The following is a 16,849-nucleotide window of genomic DNA, read 5'->3' as shown; positions in this document are numbered from 1 at the left end:
CATGAAAACAAGAATTTTAATTACAGTCATTGGGCTTTTAATGTTTAATCAAACATTTGGTCAAGAGAAACAGACCTATTCTGAATTAATCAAAGAAGCATGGGATTTATACGACTCAAAAGAATATTTAAAATCGGGTGAAAAATATGCAGAAGCATTAGTTGGTATGAAAAGTACTGAAAAAGGAAGAGACCGATATAACGCTGCTTGTTCATGGGCTTTAGCAAATAACATTGATGCTTCATTTGTTCAATTATTTAAAATTGCTAAAAATGGTAACTACACCAATCTTGGACATATTACGACAGATTCAGATTTAAACTCACTGCATTCAGACAAAAGATGGGAAGAAGTCATCCGTATTGTTACAAAAAATAAAGAAATCGCAGAAAAAGATTTAGACAAACCTTTGGTTGCTACTCTTGACTTAATCTTCAAAGAAGATCAAAGCTATAGAAGGCAAATTGGAGAAATAAAAGAAAAATATGGCAGACAATCAGAAGAGATGAAAGCACATTGGAAAATTATAGGTGAGAAAGATTCTATAAATCTCATCAAAATTGAAAAAATCCTTAATGAAAGAGGTTGGTTAGGTACCGACATCATTGGTCGGCAAGGCAATAATACACTATTCTTGGTGATTCAACATTCTGACCTTGAAACTCAACTTAAATATTTACCAATGATGAGAGAAGCCGTCACTAAAGGAAATGCACGCGGAAGTAGTTTGGCTCTTTTAGAAGATAGAGTTGCATTAAGGCAAGGTAAACGACAAATTTATGGAAGTCAAATACATACAGATAAAGACACAAAAGAAAAATATGTAGCACCATTAATTGACCCAGAAAATGTAGATGTTAAACGCTCTGAAGTTGGACTTGGACCCCTTGCTGATTATGTGGGACGTTTTGGTTTTACATGGGATCTTGAAAAACATAAAGAGAGAGTCAAAAAAATGGAAGCTGAAAAAGAAAACTAACTAAGTTTATCTGTGGTTGCTAGCATAACACTTGCATGAATGGTACAAATTGAGAACACTAAAACCAGAAAGCACAAGCAAAATGCTTAGAAAAAAGAGTGACACAATACACGCTGATATAAGACGTATTGTGACCCTCGACAAAAAATATAAAGGATAAACAACACTAGTTGAAGTAAAGTAGAAAATAATGTTAGATAAAAAAGCAAAACAGATTTTATTTAAATCATTTTGGGAAAATGGTTGGGTTGACTCTAAAGATAGACAACTATCAAAAGAGGATTTTGAATATGCTAAATCAAAGGGCTTGATGTTTGAACCTTTAAACATTAGTCACAATGAATGCATAGAAAAAATTATACTCATTAAGGATAAAATTAGTATAGAAAACATTTCTAAAGCATTTCTAAGTAGCCTTTCTTCAAAAAGACTTGAGTTACGTTCTTCATTATCAACTTATTTTTTAGCTAATAAGTTTACAAAACACAAATATTCGCCAGTTATATCAGGAACTTCTTATGTGGATGGAAAGCCTAAATTTCATTCCTACACTTGTGAAATTTGTAAGGAAGTACAATATGGTGTTATTGGAGATGAAAAGTACGAAGAACAAGATTTAAACGTACTTAACTTTGAAAGGTTAAAGTGGGGAGGTATTCGACACGGAGATTTAGTATATATATTATTTGATTTACAACAGTTTGAAAGAGAACAAATTCAAGAACCGTTGAAAGAGGATGTTGATATTTTAAAAAACATTCTAAGAACTATTGAAACCTCTGGTGCAAATGATTATCCCGGAAAGTTAGAAACAAGACTAAAAGATACACTAAAATCAAGTAAAACGGAAAGGGAAGTTTTGATTGAAATTTTAGCAGCAATTGGAATACTAAAACCCAAAAGTTACGACAGACCCATTAGAGGAAAGAATGACTGGACTTTCGCTGAATATTGGAGAGGAGAAGATAAATATGATTTAGATACAGTAAATAAATATTTTGGTAGTTATCTGAAATAAAAACTGGTTACAACAATAGTAATCGTTGCACAAGCTAGCTCGAGCAAATACTCCAGAACATTTTAGATCTAAAAACTAAAACCACTAAACAAACGCTAGTAGAAGGTTTGGTAAATTTGACCGATAAATTTTAAATAAAACACTATGAATGAGTGGTTTAGAAGAAAAACGTGGACTGAAAAAGATGAAACAGAGTTTTTTGTTAAACTTAAAAGAGCTAGAAAAGATGGTCGAGCACAGTATTTGAAAATTCAGGCAATAGAACTAATACGAACAAAAGGCAAAAGACAACTTCAAGCAGCTGAAATTCTTTTGAATAAAATACTAACAGAATACCCTGATGATAAATTAAATAAAAGTCAAACCTTAAATTCATTAGGAGAAATTTATGCTTCCTATAAAAATTACGACAAGGCTATAGAATATTTTAACCAAGCCTTGAATTTTGAAAAAGAATTTCCTAACGTAAAAACGACTGCATATTTGAATTTTTCAGAAACTGTTGTACGAACAGAAAGGTACGATTTATATAGTGAAGTGGAAAATATACTTACACTAGAATTAAAAGAAAACGGAATATTTTTCCCAATACAAAAATATATAGCTTTCTCGGTTCTATCCGTTATTTATGAATATAAAGGAGACAGACTAAAATCTGAATTTTACAGCAATCTCGCTGAAGAAAATGCTACTGCTCAAACAAATGAACTTTGGAATCCAAGGAAACGAAAATATGGAGTTGTTAACGAAAGAAAAAAATGGCTAGACAAACTCATAAAAAAAAACCTAAACAACCCCCAAAACACTAAAAAAGTGACACACACTTCCTAGCACCACAAACACATGAAAAATAGCGTGGTTGTAGGGAAGTTTTTTTATGGAGTACAGGACTGCTCCAATCGTATAAAAGACGCCTCCTGCAAATAAGAGTTGTAAGCCTTCGGTTGTAAAACGTTCCATCAGCGGATTGATTACAAACATAATTTGCCAGCCCATCAAAAGATACAGAGCTGTGGAGAGTTTGTCAAACCGTCCTGTAAAAAACAGTTTTAAGATTATTCCGATAAGCGCAAACGTCCACGTGAACCCAAAAATAATCCAACCCAACGATCCTTCTAAAACGAGTATGGTAAAGGGTGTGTAAGTTCCTGCTATCAACACATAGATGGCTGCATGGTCAAAAATATTCAGTTTTCTTCTGAGGCGAGGGTCTTTAGCAGCATGGTAAAACGTGGAGGCTGCGTATAAAATAACTAAACTCAATCCGTAAATGACGAGACTCGCAGGTTTCCAAAAGCCCTCATAGTGAAAGGATTTAAGGATTAGAAAACACAATCCAACAACACTTAGCAAAAGTCCAAATGCATGGGTGATGACATTCAATCGTTCCTCTTTTTTAGAATAGTGGTGATTTAATTTTTCACTCATACGTGTCAGTGCTTAAATTCCCTAAGAAAACATATCCTTCACCTTTTCAAAAAACGATTTATCCGAGCTTTCTGGTTTTGGTGAAAAATGCTCATCCGTTTTCATTTTTTCGAAAAAGGATTTTTGTTCTTTACTCAAGGTTTTTGGTGTCCACACGTTGATATGCACCAACAAATCGCCACGGCTATAGCCATTGATATTTGGAATTCCTTTCCCTCTAAGACGTAGTATTTTACCAGACTGTACCCCTGCTTCAATTTTCAAACGGACTTTGCCAGTCACGGTATCAATTTCAATAGACGATCCTAAAATTGCATCAGGCAAACTCACATACAAATCATAATGCAAGTTATCCCCTTCACGCTGTAGGGTTGGATGGGTTTCTTCTGTAATAGCGACTAATAAATCGCCAGAAATCCCATTCCCAGGAGCGGCATTTCCTTTGCCTGTCACTTTTAGCTGCATGCCATCAACAACACCAGCCGGTATTTTTATGGAAACTGTTTCCTCTTCCACCACAAATCCTTGCGAATCTGAATTTGGAGGGCGTTTGTCGATACTTTGTCCCGTACCGCCACAAGCATTACATGGAGATGCGGTTTGCATACGTCCTAAAATGGTATTGGTGATTCGCGTCACTTGCCCTTGTCCATTACAAGTAGAACAGGTTCTGTACGTCACTCCTTTAGCTTGGGTTTTTCGTTTGACTTTGACTTTCTTTTCAACACCGTTCGCAATTTCTTCAAGGGTTAATTTCACACGAATACGAAGGTTACTGCCTTTCATCACTCGCTGACGTTGTCCGCCACCGAAACCTCCGAAACCACCTCCGCCACCACCGCCGAAAATATCGCCGAACTGACTAAAGATGTCATCCATATTCATGTGACCACCACCACCGCCGTGACCACCTTCAAACGCTCGATGACCATATTGATCAAAACGTGCTTTTTTGTCAGCATCACTTAATATTTCATAAGCTTCTGCAGCTTCTTTAAATTTATCTTCAGCTGTTTTATCATCTGGATTTTTATCCGGGTGATATTTGACTGCCATTTTTCGGTAAGCTTTTTTTATCTCTGCAGCAGAGGCACTTTTGTTAATGCCTAATATGTCGTAATAATCGCGTTTTGCCATTTCGGTATTGTACTTTTATATCTTAATTAAATTAGTTTCCAATCACTACTTTTGGAAAACGAATCACTTTATCCCCTAGCTTGTAACCTTTTTCAATCACATCAATGATTTTTCCTTTCATATCTTCTGTTGGAGCTGGAATTTGGGTGATTGCTTCATGGTTGTCTGCATTAAATACATCTCCAGAACGAACCTCAACAAGCTCCAACCCTTTTTGCTCAAGCGTCGAAGATAATTTGTTTTTAATCAGCTCTACGCCTTTTGAAAGTTCAGTCGCTTCACTTTTAGACATTTCTAACAAGGCACGGTCAAAATCATCTACTACGGGCAACAACGCCTTGATGACATCTTGGCTTGCCGTAGAAAATAATTCAATCCGCTCTTTTGTCGTACGTCGCTTGTAGTTTTCAAACTCGGCAAACAGACGTAAAAACTTGTCTTTTTCTTGTGCTAAATCGGCTGTCAATTGTTCCTCTACGGAAAGTTCAACAGTTGGTTCTGTAGCCGTTTCATTTGCTGTATTTTCTTCTGGAAGTTCTACTTCCACTTTGGTATCTTTTTTACTCATCGTATGTATAAACGCGTTGGGTGATTAATTTTTGTTTTATAACCAATGGCAAAAGTACTGCCATTATTAATAAAATGTCAAAATGTCACAAAGTATTTTTGTGATCTAAGCTTGTTTAAAATAGTATTTGTAATCAAACGACCGATTTAGGCAATCAAATCTTCTAAAGCGGGTTCAAGTTCTAGGTAGTTAAACTTAAAACCTGCCTCTTGAATTTTAGCGGCACAAACGCGTTGACTTTCCAATGCAATGGCACGCATTTCGCCCAACATGAGTTGGAGGGCAAACTCAGGAACATTGGGCAATACCAACGGACGCTGAAGGATTTTAGCGATTAATTTTGTGAGTTCTGTTTGTTGTACAGGATTTGGTGCCACGGCATTGTAAACCCCTTCTAATTTTGATTCCAATACAAACATAAATAAACGCACTAAATCATCAATATGGATCCAAGATTGCCATTGATCTCCAGAACCTAAAGCGGCACCGAAATAGTTTTTAATCGGCCCCATAATTTTAGGCAATGCACCTTCATGCGTATCCAATACAATTCCAATGCGCAAAGCCGTTGTTTTGACATCGAGAGACTGAAAAGGTTTTAAACTGCCTTCCCAAGACTTCACAACGCTTCGTAAAAAACTGGCGTCTGTTCCTTGAAATTTTTCGTCGTAATAACGTGTTTTAGAATCTGGATAGATTCCAATCGCACTTGCAGAAATGATATGTTTGACAGTAAATTTATGGGTTTCAATACTTGAATGCAACAAAGCCAATGCTTCTGTTCGGCTGGACAGAATAGATGCTTTGTTTGCATTGCTCCAACGTTGGGCAATGGAAGATCCTGCTAAATTAAGAATCACTTCTACCCCTTCAAAACAAGCAACATCGATTGTATCTTCTTGTGGATTCCAATAAAATCCTTTGTAGTTTGTTTGAGACTCCATCTTGGATTTCCGAGTGGTTAAATAATGTACCGTATAGCCATCGGCTAAGCATTGTTTTACCAACGCTTTTCCTACCAATCCAGTAGCTCCAGTAATTAATAGTGTTTGTCCCATCCTCACAAAATTAGTGATAACACCTTCTAAAAAAATGAATTGAGATAGGTTTAACAATACTTTAAGCTTCCTACCCTCATAATTAGGGAAACACTAACAACCTTCTGAAGGTTTGGTAGCTCTTAACATTTCCCGTTTTCCTGGGGGACCTTCCAAACGTTCAACCACAAATCCGACGGCCTGCATCGCACGACGCACACTGCCTTTGGCTGCATAAGTGACTAAAACACCGTTATTTTTTAAGGCATTAAACACGATTCTGAAAATAGGTTCTGTCCATAACTCCGGTTGAACCCGTGCACCAAACGCATCAAAATAAATGAGATCAAATGCATTTTCATCTTTTATATCTGTGAAAAACTGTTGTCGTTTTTTTAAGGAGAAATGAGAAATAACAGAATGTAATTCTTCCCAAGAAACCTCATGTAATGCATCAAAAACAGTTTGTTGATCTGGATCGATTAGAGATGCATAATTTAATTGCGACAATTCTTCTGCCAAAACAGGATATGCTTCGACCCCTTCATAGTGAATTTGAACGCCCTGCGTTTGCGCTTCTAAAGCCGTCACAAATGCATTGAGCCCAGTTCCAAATCCAATTTCAAGAATATGAACAGCTGTTGGCTTGTATGAATTCAGAAAATGATGCAATCCTGTTTTAATAAACACATGTTGCGATTCTTGAATGGCGCCATGAATGGAATGGTATTGCTCGTCCCAATCTTCAATTTGAATGGTTTTTGAACCATCTGAAGTGGTAATAATACTTCGTTTCAAAACTAATTTGCTAAAAGCACACCATCCGCTTCAAAACTATAGGTGAGTTCTGGAGCTACAATGGCTTCAATTTCCAATTCTGAGGCACCTGCATCTTCGGCATAATGCTTTAAATCTTCGACAGAAGTTTCTGAAATAGTAGCGAATCCATTGATAATTACATCTCCTTTCGCATCCAAAGGCATGAAAAATCCATAATCTTTAAAACGGACCATGAGGTCTTTTTCGTCGCCCAAATCAAGGGTCATCCAACAACCTTTTTTGGCACATACTTCTTTGATTGTCCCCTGTACTTTCGTGAACAAAGTATCTGTTTTTTTCATCGTTAAAAATGAAGTTGCTAATTCGTTCATTGGAAGTACCGATTGTGCATCCAAAGCAGCGCCGTACTCCTCATAGACGGTCGAGTCCACTTGTATGGGGGACTGTGCCGGTTCTGCCTTTTGCTTACAGGAATGTAATGAGAGGATTGCTATAAATATTAGAAGGTTGTTTTTCATTTGTTTGGTTTAAATTTTAAATAACGCATAAATATAAGAAGTTTTGAAAGAATGATATTGTCGAAACATTTATTTCTGTAAATTTGTAGGCACGAAATGTTTAAAGCCAACAAATGAATACAATCAAAGTAACTCCTACAACCACATCAAAAATCGATAGCATTGATTTTAAAAATCTTGGATTTGGAACCGTTTTTTCTGACCATATGTTGGTCTGTGATTATAAGAATGGTGCCTGGAGCACTCCTGAAATTGTACCTTTTCAACCGATTTCATTAATGCCTTCTGCAAAGATTTTTCATTACGGACAATCTATTTTTGAAGGAATGAAGGCTTATAAAGACACGGACAAAAAAACATGGTTGTTTCGTCCGGATGAAAACTTTAAACGTTTTAATATTTCTGCCAAACGTTTGTCAATTCCCGAATTACCAGAAGCGGTATTTATGGAAGGCTTAAAAGCATTGCTTAAGGTGGACGAACAATGGATTCCTACACAGGACGGAAGCTCACTATACATCAGACCTATCATTTTTGCTACAGGCGAAGGCTTCCATGCCTCTCCAGCAGATGCTTATAAATTTATGATTTGCACAGCCCCTTCGGGAGCCTATTTTGCAGGAAAAGTTAAAGTACTTATTGAACAAAATTATTCCCGTTCTGCAAATGGAGGTGTAGGATATGCAAAGGCAGGTGGTAATTATGCTGGGCAGTTTTACCCCACGCAATTAGCGATTGACAAAGGGTATGACCAAGTGATTTGGACGGATGACAATACGCATGAATATATTGAAGAAGCAGGCGCGATGAATATATTTGTTCGAATTAACGATACGCTTATCACAGGACCAACGAGTGACCGAATTTTGGATGGCATCACAAGAAAAAGTATTCTTGACATTGCCAAAGACGAAGGTATTAAGGTTGAAGTCCGAAAATTCACCGTCACCGAAATTGTCGAAGCCTCTAAAAACGGCAGTTTAAAAGAAATGTTTGGTGCAGGAACGGCCGCCGTTATTTCTCCAATTGCGACTTTTGGATTTAAAGATACCGATTACGACTTGCCAGAACTTGAAAACCCAGTGGCGTTGCAATTAAAAAAACGCATCATGGACATTCAAACAAACAAAGCGGAAGATTTATTTGGCTGGACTGTAAACGTATAAATTCTAAGACTCCAAAATCTCTTGGATATTGGGCTTAAAATAATGAGGACCTTTCAGTACTTTTCCGTCTTCGCGGTAAATAGGTTGACCATCCTCGCCTAATTTGCTCATATTGCTGCGTTGAATTTCCTCAAAAACAGCTTCTATTTTGTGCTGCATTCCATGCTCAATAATTGTCCCACAAAGAATATAAAGCATATCCCCTAAGGCATCGGCAACCTCTACCATATCGTTGTTATTGGCAGCTTCTAAATATTCTTCATTTTCTTCTTTCATTAGATCAAAACGAAGGGTGTTTTTCGCAGTGCCTAAATCGGCTTTTTGAATGGTACTATAGCCAATTTTGAAGGCTTCGTGGAATTCTTGAACTGCTTTTATTTTAGATTTCATATGTGTGTGTGTTATACATTTTAACGCCTCAAAGAAGAGGGATCAAACATGCTGTGATTCTTATAATTTTTTATAAATTTGACTGAATTTATAAGCCTAAAAATACACAATTATGTTCAGTCAAGGACAACTTACTTTCGGAATCCTATTTGCAATTGTTTTTATGGGTGTTATCATCTATGCTTACCGCAAAGATTTTAACCTTCATCAAAAATATTACAAAGGAAGTTTATGGGTTTTGTTGGCTTTTCTTGGTTTTATTACAGGCATTGCTGCTATCAAATTTATTTTAGGCTACTAAAAAAAGCCACTTACCTTTTAAGATAAGTGACTTTTCAATAGTATTGAACTAAATCTCCTTAGTTGACTTCTGGCAAAAAGCCGTAGTTCTCAGAGTAATACAACATCTGACCTACAAAACTCTCTACATACTTTACCTCAATTGAAGTAATCACACCCTCGGCATCTGTTTGTGGCACCAACACTGGATTCACAAAACCACCATAGGCTGCGGATTTAAATTGTTTGTTACGCTCTAAAACTTCTGCATGGATCACTTGGTTCACTTTCACGCCATACCCTTCTACTAAGTCTTGCACTGCTGCAAAATCACCTTCAGATTTGATACGCTGAGTTTCACGCAATAACTGACCGAATAAATCGTGTAGTTTTTCATAATCATTGATATTGAAATACGTCTTCCCATCACGGGTTACTTTTTCAATCACATTGTCCTTAAGTCCTTTTTCATACGCCCAAGCACTCACCCACTGACGGTTTCTCATGTGCGCTTCTTCTACATCATCTCCTAAGTTTAAACGAATCAATTGAGTCATTAAACCATTTCTGATATAGCCATCAAAAGCCGCCATTCCAACAGCTTTCCAATCCTCAACCAACCCTAACTCTTGTAGTTTTGGATTGTATAAGTAATAAAGACCTACTAAATCAGCACGTCCTTCTTCTAATGTGGACGCATAGTTTTTTAAGGTTTCTTTGGTTTCACCAACACCTGGGTTTAATTGTCCCGATGCATGCCCCACAACTTCGTGAAGTGCCGTGTGTAGCTTATCGCCTAGTTGACCGTATTTTTTCTCTAGCTCATATTCTTCATCGTCATGTACAAATTCTTTAAGTCTTCCAGAACTTCCAGAATTGTTATACGCATTTGTGATGTTTCCTAAAGAAACGGACTTACTTCCAACCTCAGCACGAATCCAGTTCGCATTTGGAAGGTTCACCCCAATCGGAGTCGTTGGCGAAGCATCTCCTGCTTCTCCTGCAACATTGACCGTTTTATAGCTCACGCCTACAACATTTTCCTTTTTATGTTCTGGAAATAACGGTGAGTTGTCCTCAAACCATTGTGCGTTTTTAGACAAGACTTCCATTTTTGCAGACATGTCGAAATCTTTAATTTGAACAATTGTTTCGTAAGAACCTCTGTACCCTAAAGGATCGTTATAAACTTCGATGAAACTATTGATATAATCAATATTACCTTCCGTTGCGGCAGTCCATGCCACATTATAATCGTCCCATGTTTGTAAATCGCCTGTATTGTAATATTTTATGAGCAACCCTAAAGCATCGCCTTGTGCTTGATTCTCTGCAACCCCTTTGGCCAATTCTAACCACTTGACAATTTCATCAATTGCTGCACCATACAATCCACCAGATTTATACACACGTTCTTGTAACTCACCATTGACTTTTACAAGCTGTGAATTTAAACCATGAGATAAAGGCTTTTTAGGATTTGGAGATTTTATTTTAGAATAAAACGATTCTACATCTGCGTTTGTCACACCAGGTCCGTAGAAGTTAACAGCAGAAGCTGCTACGTTGTCTACCCCTTTGGCTTGATTTACTTTCTTAGCATCTACATCATTAAAAATCACTTCAAAAGCTTCGCCTTTTAAAACCGTATTTGATTCGGCTAAAATAGAGGTTAGATATTCCGAAGAAAAATCAGGTTTCATTTTTGCATTGCTATAATGGTGATGAATTCCGTTACTGAACCAAACACGTTTCATATAAACTTCAAAAGCCATCCAATCTGCTGTGGTTTTATCCCCCTTAAAATTAGTATAAACACTTTCGAGGGCGGTACGAATGGTTAAATTATGTCGGTAATTTTGATCCCACATAATGTCACGACCTGACAAACCTGCTTTGGTTAAATAGTAAACAAGTTTTTGTTCTTTCAATGTTAAATTTTCCCACCCTGGGATTTGATAACGTAATACTTTTAGGTCTGCAAATTGCTCGACCATGACAGGAAAATTTTCTTCAGCACTTACTGTGATGAAGTTGGAATCCATAACTTCTGAGTTGTTCTCAGTTTTGCAAGACCAAAAAAATTGAGCTAATACAATCGAGCACAATGCGATTTTAGATAATAGTTTCATTTGATTTTAATTTTAAGTTTAATAGTTTGTTTGAGAGATAATTCAAATATCCACGAATATAATGTATTTTCATTAACTAATAAAAATCATTTTTGGTTGTTACTAAGAAATCTATTTTTAATTTAGCGGAAAGTATAAATAAATGAACCATCCATCACTTAATATTGATACCCAGGGAAATAATCAGATGGATATAACATACTTGCACTGAGCGCAGTCGAAGTGTGACCTTAAAAAACAATAAATAAAAACACATGAAGCAAGTTTTATTAGTCTTTATAGGCGGTGGCGTTGGAAGTGCACTGCGATATCTGGTCGGAAAATTTTTAAAGACTTCCGCTTCAGGGTTTCCTTGGGGTACTTTTTCTGTAAACTTGTTAGGCAGTCTGCTCATCGGAATCTTGATGGGGGTTGCCTTAAAAAACAGCAGTCTCTCCGAGAATCAAACCTTGCTTTTAATCACCGGATTTTGTGGTGGTTTCACCACCTTTTCAGCCTTTGCGTATGAAAATCAAGTGTTTCTAAAAGAAGGTGATTTTACCAGCTTTTTCATCTATACCTTGGGTTCTATTGGACTTGGACTTGCAGCCGTATTTATAGGACTTTTTATCTCCAAAAGTTTTTAATGATCTTTAAAGCGTTTGACACCTGCATTCATTTTTAGAGGAAGGTAATTTTCTCTCGGCACAATTGGGCAAGAGTATTTTTCATTGTACGCACAGTAGGGATTGTAAGATTTATTAAAATCAATTGTCAACTGGTTTCCTTCAGGAATAGTCAAATCAATATAGCGCCCACCACCATAGGTTTCCGTTCCGTTTGTGTCATCCAAAAAAGGAAGAAACAAATAGTCTGAATCAGCTTCATCATCTGGGTCTGGTGCGCCTTGATATACATTTAATTTATAAGACTCCTTATTAATAGTGAACGACAAAATTCCAAAAATGCGTTCTTTGGTCACTCGCTTAGTGGTAGTTTTCATATCAAAAAAAGGCGTGTTTGGCGTGCGCTTCAACTGCGCTTCTACAACAAACAGAGAATCAATTGGGAAAAACACAAGCCCTTCAAACGCTTTTAAATCTTTGGATTTTAAGGGCGATTTAGAGGCGTCTTTAAAAAAGCTGTTTTGTTGTGTTTGAAATTCCGACTGTGCTTTTAAAGGTCGTTTTTGAGATTGACAACCTACAAAAATTAAGAGTGCTACTGCACTGAAAAAAATAGATTTTGTTTTCATCTGGGTGTGTTTTTATTGTTTGTTTATGTATAAAAATACAATTACTTTTTTAATATGGGACGATTTGACACCACATTTGAGAGAATAATTTGAGTTTTGGTTTCTCCGTATGTAATCAGTTGGTCAATCAGTTTTTCGAGGTGACGTTGATTTTGAAGCACCACTTCCATCACAATGTTTTCATTTCCAGTAATGCGGTAACAGTTAATGACTTCGTCCAAGGTTTTCACTTTGTGTAAAAAGGGTTGAAGTCGTCCCATAAATGCCCGGACAGTAATCAGGGCTCTGAAATCATAGCCTAACTCAAAATGAGAGACTTTGGCATAATAGCCATCTATAATACCTGCATCTTCCAATTTTTTGATACGTTCTGTAACCGCAGGGGACGTTATTCCAACTTGGTTGGCGATGGATGTATTAGAAACGCGTGCATTGCATTGCAGTTGTTCTAAAATTTTGGAATGTAAAGCATCTAACTTCATATTTAAAGTATTTCTGATAAAAATATTAAAAATTAAATAAATAAACACATATTACTTTAAATATTAAATATAGACTCCTCTTTTTTGCTCTAATTTTGAGGTAATTATTATTTTAATTATGACGTTTCAAAGTTCTTCAGAATTGAATACAGCTTTTTATAAAAAAGCAGTGGAAATAGGATCTCTTTCTAAAGTAATCTCAGATTATTTGAGAGCCGATCTTTCAGTTTTGAAATCCAACGGACGCGAAGATACCAACATCTATTTTTCAGGCGATATCATTCGTCAATCAGATTCATTAGCCCCTGAGATTATGAAAGCCGCACAAGAGCCGTTTTCAGAACAGAAACATAAGCATGCCGAAACCTTAAAATGGCTCACCAACGGATTGTTTGTCAACTGCCGTCGTTTGGAAAAATGCAATAGTGATGGGCGTGAGTTTATGTCCATTCTCAATAGAGAATTAAAAAAATTCAAGAAACTTCAGAAAACTTGGATGCTGACTATTTAAGAAAGTTTGTGTTTAATTTTCAGGCATTAAGGCTGCCATTTCCAATTGTAGGGTTTTCGCTTTTTGAGCTGCTTGTGTCGCAAAGTCACGATCCGAACACGCATAAATAATCCCTCTGGAAGAATTTACTAAAAGTCCAATATCAGAATTCATTCCGTATTTGCAGACCTCAGCCAAACTACCGCCTTGCGCACCAACGCCTGGTACTAATAAAAAACTATTGGGGACTATCTTTCTGATTTCAGCAAAATAAGATGCTTTGGTCGCACCCACTACATACATTAAGTTTTTGGAGTTCTTCCACCCTTTTGAGGTTTCTAGTACGGATTGATAAAGCGGTTTCCCATCTGTTGTAAGCGTTTGAAAATCATAAGCACCGGCATTGGATGTTAAGGCCAGCATAATGGTATGCTTATCTTGAAATTCTAAAAAAGGTTCAATCGAATCTTTGCCCATATAAGGTGCAACTGTGACACTGTCAAACGCTAAATCTTCAAAAAAGGCCTTGGCGTACATGCTGCTAGTATTTCCAATATCGCCGCGTTTGGCGTCGGCAATTGTAAAAATCTCAGGGTAATTCGTATTCAGATAGGTAATTGTTTTTTGAAGCGACTTCCAACCTTTTAAGCCATAGGCTTCATAAAACGCCGTATTCGGTTTATAAGCCACACACAACTGATGGGTAGCATCTATAATTGCTTTATTAAACTCAAAAATAGGGTCTTCTAATTCTAATAAATGAGTTGGTATTTTAGACAAATCGACGTCCAACCCGATACAAAGAAAGGATTGCTTTTTTTTGATTTCAGAAACAAGTGTTTGAGTCGTCATATACAATTAGATTGCGCCAGTATCTGCTTTGAGTTTTTCGGTGTTTTCTGCCATCATGAGTTCACTGATGATTTTCTGGATATCGCCGTTAATAATGTTTGACAAATCATACAATGTCAATCCAATACGGTGTTCAGTAACGCGTCCTTGCGGATAGTTGTAAGTTCTAATTTTGGCACTTCGATCCCCTGAAGATACCATGCTCATTCGTTTCTCAGAATCTGCGGCTTGTTTTTTAGCCAATTCCATTTCATACAAACGAGACCTTAATACTTTCAGTGCTTTTTCTAAATTTTTATGAGATGATTTTTGATCTTGACAACTTACAATCATACCCGTTGGTTCGTGGTGTAATTTGATCGCTGAATAGGTGGTATTAACCGACTGACCCCCAGGCCCTGTAGAAGTGGTACGCTCAATTCTGACTTCTGTCATGTCGAGTTGTACATCAAATTCTTCTGCTTCTGGCAATACAATCACGGAGGCTGCACTTGTATGCACACGTCCTTGGGTTTCTGTTTGTGGTACACGTTGCACACGGTGTACGCCTGCTTCAAATTTTAGAGTGCCATATACATCTTCACCGCTGACTTCAAAAATAACTTCTTTAAAACCGCCGGATGTTCCGTGGTTAAAATCTACAATATCAACTCTCCAACCTTTAGACTCACAATATTTTGTGTACATACGATGCAGGTCTCCAGCAAAAATACTGGCTTCATCTCCACCGGCTCCAGCACGAATTTCCATCACTACATTTTTAGCGTCATCTGGATCTTTTGGAATTAAAAGCACTCTCATTTCTTCTTCAAGGGCAGGAATTTGAGCCTTGGCTTCTTCCATTTGCATCTTGGCCATTTCAACCATTTCAGCATCACTCCCATCCGATATGATTTCTTGAGCTTCTTCGACATTAGACATTAAGGCCTCATAAACAAGACCTTTGTCAACCATCTTTTTTAAATCTTTGTATTCTTTATTTAGCTGCACATAGCGTTTCTGATCCGATATAATATCCGGCTGGATGATCAAATCATTTATTTCATCGAAACGTTGCTTAACTATTTGTATTTTTTCTAACATCTACTTGGAGAATTATGTTGCAAAAGTACTGTTTTTTATGGATTCAGAGGGGTTGAATTGCGTCCCTAATACTCAAACGTCCCAAACGCACTTTGAATGGTCAGTTTTTTGGTGTCTGCAGCTTCAACACGACCTATTATTTGAGCGTCCACATTGTATGATTTTGAGATGGCTATAATGGCATCTGCAATGTCAGGTTGTACATAGAGTTCCATGCGGTGGCCACAATTAAATACTTGATACATTTCTTTCCAATCGGTATTGGATTGTTCTTGTATCAGCTTAAACAGTGGTGGCACTGCAAACATATTGTCTTTAATAATATGTAAGTCTTCTACAAAATGAAGAATTTTAGTTTGAGCTCCTCCACTACAATGCACCATTCCGTGAATTGAATCGGAAGTATAACGCTCTAAAATTGTTTTGATAATCGGTGCATAGGTTCGTGTTGGCGACAATACTAACTTCCCTGCATCAATAGGAGAATCTTCAACGGCATCGGTTAACTTTACCTGTCCAGAATACACCAATTCTTTAGGAACCGCCGCATCATAACTTTCGGGATATTTGTCTGCTAAATAGTGTCCAAATACATCATGCCTTGCAGAAGTCAATCCATTACTTCCCATGCCTCCATTATAGGTTGTTTCATAGGTTGCTTGACCAAAAGAAGCCAGACCAACAATCACATCGCCGGGCTGTATATTCGCATTGTCAATAACTTTGTTTCGGGGCATTCTGGCAGTCACTGTGGAATCGACAATGATAGTTCTGACCAAATCTCCAACATCTGCTGTTTCACCACCAGTAGCGTGAATGGTCACTCCAAACCCCTTAAGGTCTTCTATGAGTTCTTCAGTACCATTGATAATGGCTGAAAGCACCCCGCCTGGAATGACATTTTTATTACGTCCTATAGTGGAAGATAGCATGATATGATCGGTAGCACCGACACATAACAAATCATCGATATTCATAATGAGCGCATCTTGAGCGATGCCTTTCCAAACCGAAATATCACCGGTTTCTTTCCAATACATATAGGCTAAAGAACTTTTGGTCCCCGCACCATCGGCGTGCATAATGAGACAATAATCTTCGTCGTTTGTTAAATGATCGGGCACAATTTTACAAAAGGCTTGTGGGAACAATCCTTTGTCTATATTTTTAATCGCGTTATGTACATCTTCTTTGGATGCCGAAACCCCTCGTTGTGCATAGCGTTTACTTATCTCGTTGCCCATAAAAATTATTTGTTATGCAAAAATAAGAAAGT

20 protein-coding genes are annotated in these 16,849 nt (G+C 37.2%); 7 read left to right on the top strand and 13 right to left on the bottom strand.

What is annotated here, in order from left to right; translation table 11 throughout:
• Position 1 precedes the first annotated feature (1 nt).
• From FORMB_RS09950 to FORMB_RS09940, 3 genes are all read left to right on the top strand, one after another.
• Positions 2–979 carry a DUF6624 domain-containing protein gene (locus FORMB_RS09950; RefSeq protein WP_069677309.1) on the top strand — a complete coding sequence of 326 codons (978 nt, stop codon included), beginning with the start codon at positions 2–4 and terminating at the stop codon, positions 977–979.
• 190 nt (positions 980–1,169) lie between these two features.
• Positions 1,170–1,997, top strand: coding sequence for a hypothetical protein (locus tag FORMB_RS09945; protein WP_069677308.1), 828 nt, complete (start codon positions 1,170–1,172; stop codon positions 1,995–1,997).
• 144 nt (positions 1,998–2,141) lie between these two features.
• Positions 2,142–2,828: a tetratricopeptide repeat protein gene (locus tag FORMB_RS09940; RefSeq protein WP_069677307.1), complete on the top strand. Its 687-nt coding sequence runs from the start codon at positions 2,142–2,144 to the stop codon at positions 2,826–2,828.
• Here FORMB_RS09940 and trhA read toward each other — a convergent pair.
• The 6 genes from trhA to FORMB_RS09910 all read right to left on the bottom strand — a co-directional run bounded on the left by trhA (position 2,784) and on the right by FORMB_RS09910 (position 7,465).
• Entirely contained in the window at positions 2,784–3,425 is a 642-nt protein-coding gene (trhA, locus tag FORMB_RS09935; RefSeq protein ID WP_069677306.1) for a PAQR family membrane homeostasis protein TrhA, read from the bottom strand. The genes FORMB_RS09940 and trhA overlap by 45 nt on opposite strands.
• Before the next feature lie 21 nt (positions 3,426–3,446).
• Positions 3,447–4,562: a molecular chaperone DnaJ gene (dnaJ, locus tag FORMB_RS09930; RefSeq protein ID WP_069677305.1), complete on the bottom strand. Its 1,116-nt coding sequence runs from the start codon at positions 4,560–4,562 to the stop codon at positions 3,447–3,449.
• A gap of 31 nt (positions 4,563–4,593) precedes the next feature.
• Positions 4,594–5,130, bottom strand: a complete 537-nt coding sequence (locus FORMB_RS09925) for a nucleotide exchange factor GrpE (RefSeq protein WP_069677304.1) — start codon at positions 5,128–5,130, stop codon at positions 4,594–4,596.
• A gap of 146 nt (positions 5,131–5,276) precedes the next feature.
• Complete coding sequence (locus FORMB_RS09920) at positions 5,277–6,188, bottom strand: TIGR01777 family oxidoreductase (RefSeq protein WP_069677303.1); 912 nt, start codon at positions 6,186–6,188, stop codon at positions 5,277–5,279.
• A gap of 93 nt (positions 6,189–6,281) precedes the next feature.
• On the bottom strand, positions 6,282–6,965 hold the full coding sequence (mnmD, locus tag FORMB_RS09915) for a tRNA (5-methylaminomethyl-2-thiouridine)(34)-methyltransferase MnmD (protein WP_069677302.1): 684 nt from the start codon (positions 6,963–6,965) through the stop codon (positions 6,282–6,284).
• A gap of 2 nt (positions 6,966–6,967) precedes the next feature.
• Positions 6,968–7,465 (bottom strand): DUF4920 domain-containing protein, encoded by a 498-nt coding sequence (locus tag FORMB_RS09910; RefSeq protein ID WP_069677301.1) that lies wholly within the window; start codon positions 7,463–7,465, stop codon positions 6,968–6,970.
• 113 nt (positions 7,466–7,578) lie between these two features.
• Here FORMB_RS09910 and FORMB_RS09905 point away from each other — a divergent pair, with 113 nt between their 5' ends.
• Positions 7,579–8,631, top strand: a complete 1,053-nt coding sequence (locus tag FORMB_RS09905; RefSeq protein ID WP_069677300.1) for a branched-chain amino acid aminotransferase — start codon at positions 7,579–7,581, stop codon at positions 8,629–8,631.
• Between the two features lie 3 nt (positions 8,632–8,634).
• Here the strand turns inward: FORMB_RS09905 and FORMB_RS09900 are convergent, their stop codons facing one another.
• Positions 8,635–9,021 carry a nucleoside triphosphate pyrophosphohydrolase family protein gene (locus tag FORMB_RS09900; protein WP_069677299.1) on the bottom strand — a complete coding sequence of 129 codons (387 nt, stop codon included), beginning with the start codon at positions 9,019–9,021 and terminating at the stop codon, positions 8,635–8,637.
• A 112-nt stretch (positions 9,022–9,133) separates the two neighbouring features.
• On the opposite strand from FORMB_RS09900, the gene FORMB_RS09895 reads away from it, so the two are divergent.
• The gene (locus FORMB_RS09895) at positions 9,134–9,322 is read left to right on the top strand and encodes a hypothetical protein (RefSeq protein WP_069677298.1); all 189 of its coding nucleotides are present in this window, start codon (positions 9,134–9,136) and stop codon (positions 9,320–9,322) included.
• 58 nt (positions 9,323–9,380) lie between these two features.
• Here the strand turns inward: FORMB_RS09895 and FORMB_RS09890 are convergent, their stop codons facing one another.
• Positions 9,381–11,432 (bottom strand): dipeptidyl-peptidase 3 family protein, encoded by a 2,052-nt coding sequence (locus FORMB_RS09890; protein WP_069677297.1) that lies wholly within the window; start codon positions 11,430–11,432, stop codon positions 9,381–9,383.
• 254 nt (positions 11,433–11,686) lie between these two features.
• Between FORMB_RS09890 and crcB the strand changes: the two genes are divergently transcribed.
• Positions 11,687–12,058: a fluoride efflux transporter CrcB gene (gene crcB, locus FORMB_RS09885; RefSeq protein WP_069677296.1), complete on the top strand. Its 372-nt coding sequence runs from the start codon at positions 11,687–11,689 to the stop codon at positions 12,056–12,058.
• Here the strand turns inward: crcB and FORMB_RS09880 are convergent.
• Positions 12,055–12,666 (bottom strand): DUF1684 domain-containing protein, encoded by a 612-nt coding sequence (locus tag FORMB_RS09880; protein ID WP_069677295.1) that lies wholly within the window; start codon positions 12,664–12,666, stop codon positions 12,055–12,057. The genes crcB and FORMB_RS09880 overlap by 4 nt on opposite strands.
• Before the next feature lie 41 nt (positions 12,667–12,707).
• Complete coding sequence (locus tag FORMB_RS09875; RefSeq protein WP_069677294.1) at positions 12,708–13,148, bottom strand: Lrp/AsnC family transcriptional regulator; 441 nt, start codon at positions 13,146–13,148, stop codon at positions 12,708–12,710.
• Between the two features lie 118 nt (positions 13,149–13,266).
• On the opposite strand from FORMB_RS09875, the gene FORMB_RS09870 reads away from it, so the two are divergent.
• On the top strand, positions 13,267–13,659 hold the full coding sequence (locus tag FORMB_RS09870; protein ID WP_069677293.1) for a hypothetical protein: 393 nt from the start codon (positions 13,267–13,269) through the stop codon (positions 13,657–13,659).
• Between the two features lie 12 nt (positions 13,660–13,671).
• Here the strand turns inward: FORMB_RS09870 and pyrF are convergent, their stop codons facing one another.
• From pyrF to FORMB_RS09855, 3 genes are all read right to left on the bottom strand, one after another.
• On the bottom strand, positions 13,672–14,490 hold the full coding sequence (gene pyrF, locus FORMB_RS09865) for an orotidine-5'-phosphate decarboxylase (RefSeq protein ID WP_069677292.1): 819 nt from the start codon (positions 14,488–14,490) through the stop codon (positions 13,672–13,674).
• Positions 14,491–14,496: 6 nt separating this feature from the next.
• Positions 14,497–15,573 (bottom strand): peptide chain release factor 1, encoded by a 1,077-nt coding sequence (gene prfA, locus FORMB_RS09860; protein ID WP_069677291.1) that lies wholly within the window; start codon positions 15,571–15,573, stop codon positions 14,497–14,499.
• Positions 15,574–15,638: 65 nt separating this feature from the next.
• A complete protein-coding gene (locus FORMB_RS09855) occupies positions 15,639–16,817 on the bottom strand; it encodes an AIR synthase related protein (protein ID WP_069677290.1) in 1,179 nt (392 codons plus the stop codon).
• Positions 16,818–16,849: the final 32 nt, after the last annotated feature.

Source organism: Formosa sp. Hel1_33_131, assembly GCF_001735745.1.
Lineage (GTDB): Bacteria > Bacteroidota > Bacteroidia > Flavobacteriales > Flavobacteriaceae > Hel1-33-131.
Note: the sequence above shows the minus strand (reverse complement) of the source record. Positions and strands in the feature narration are given on the sequence as shown.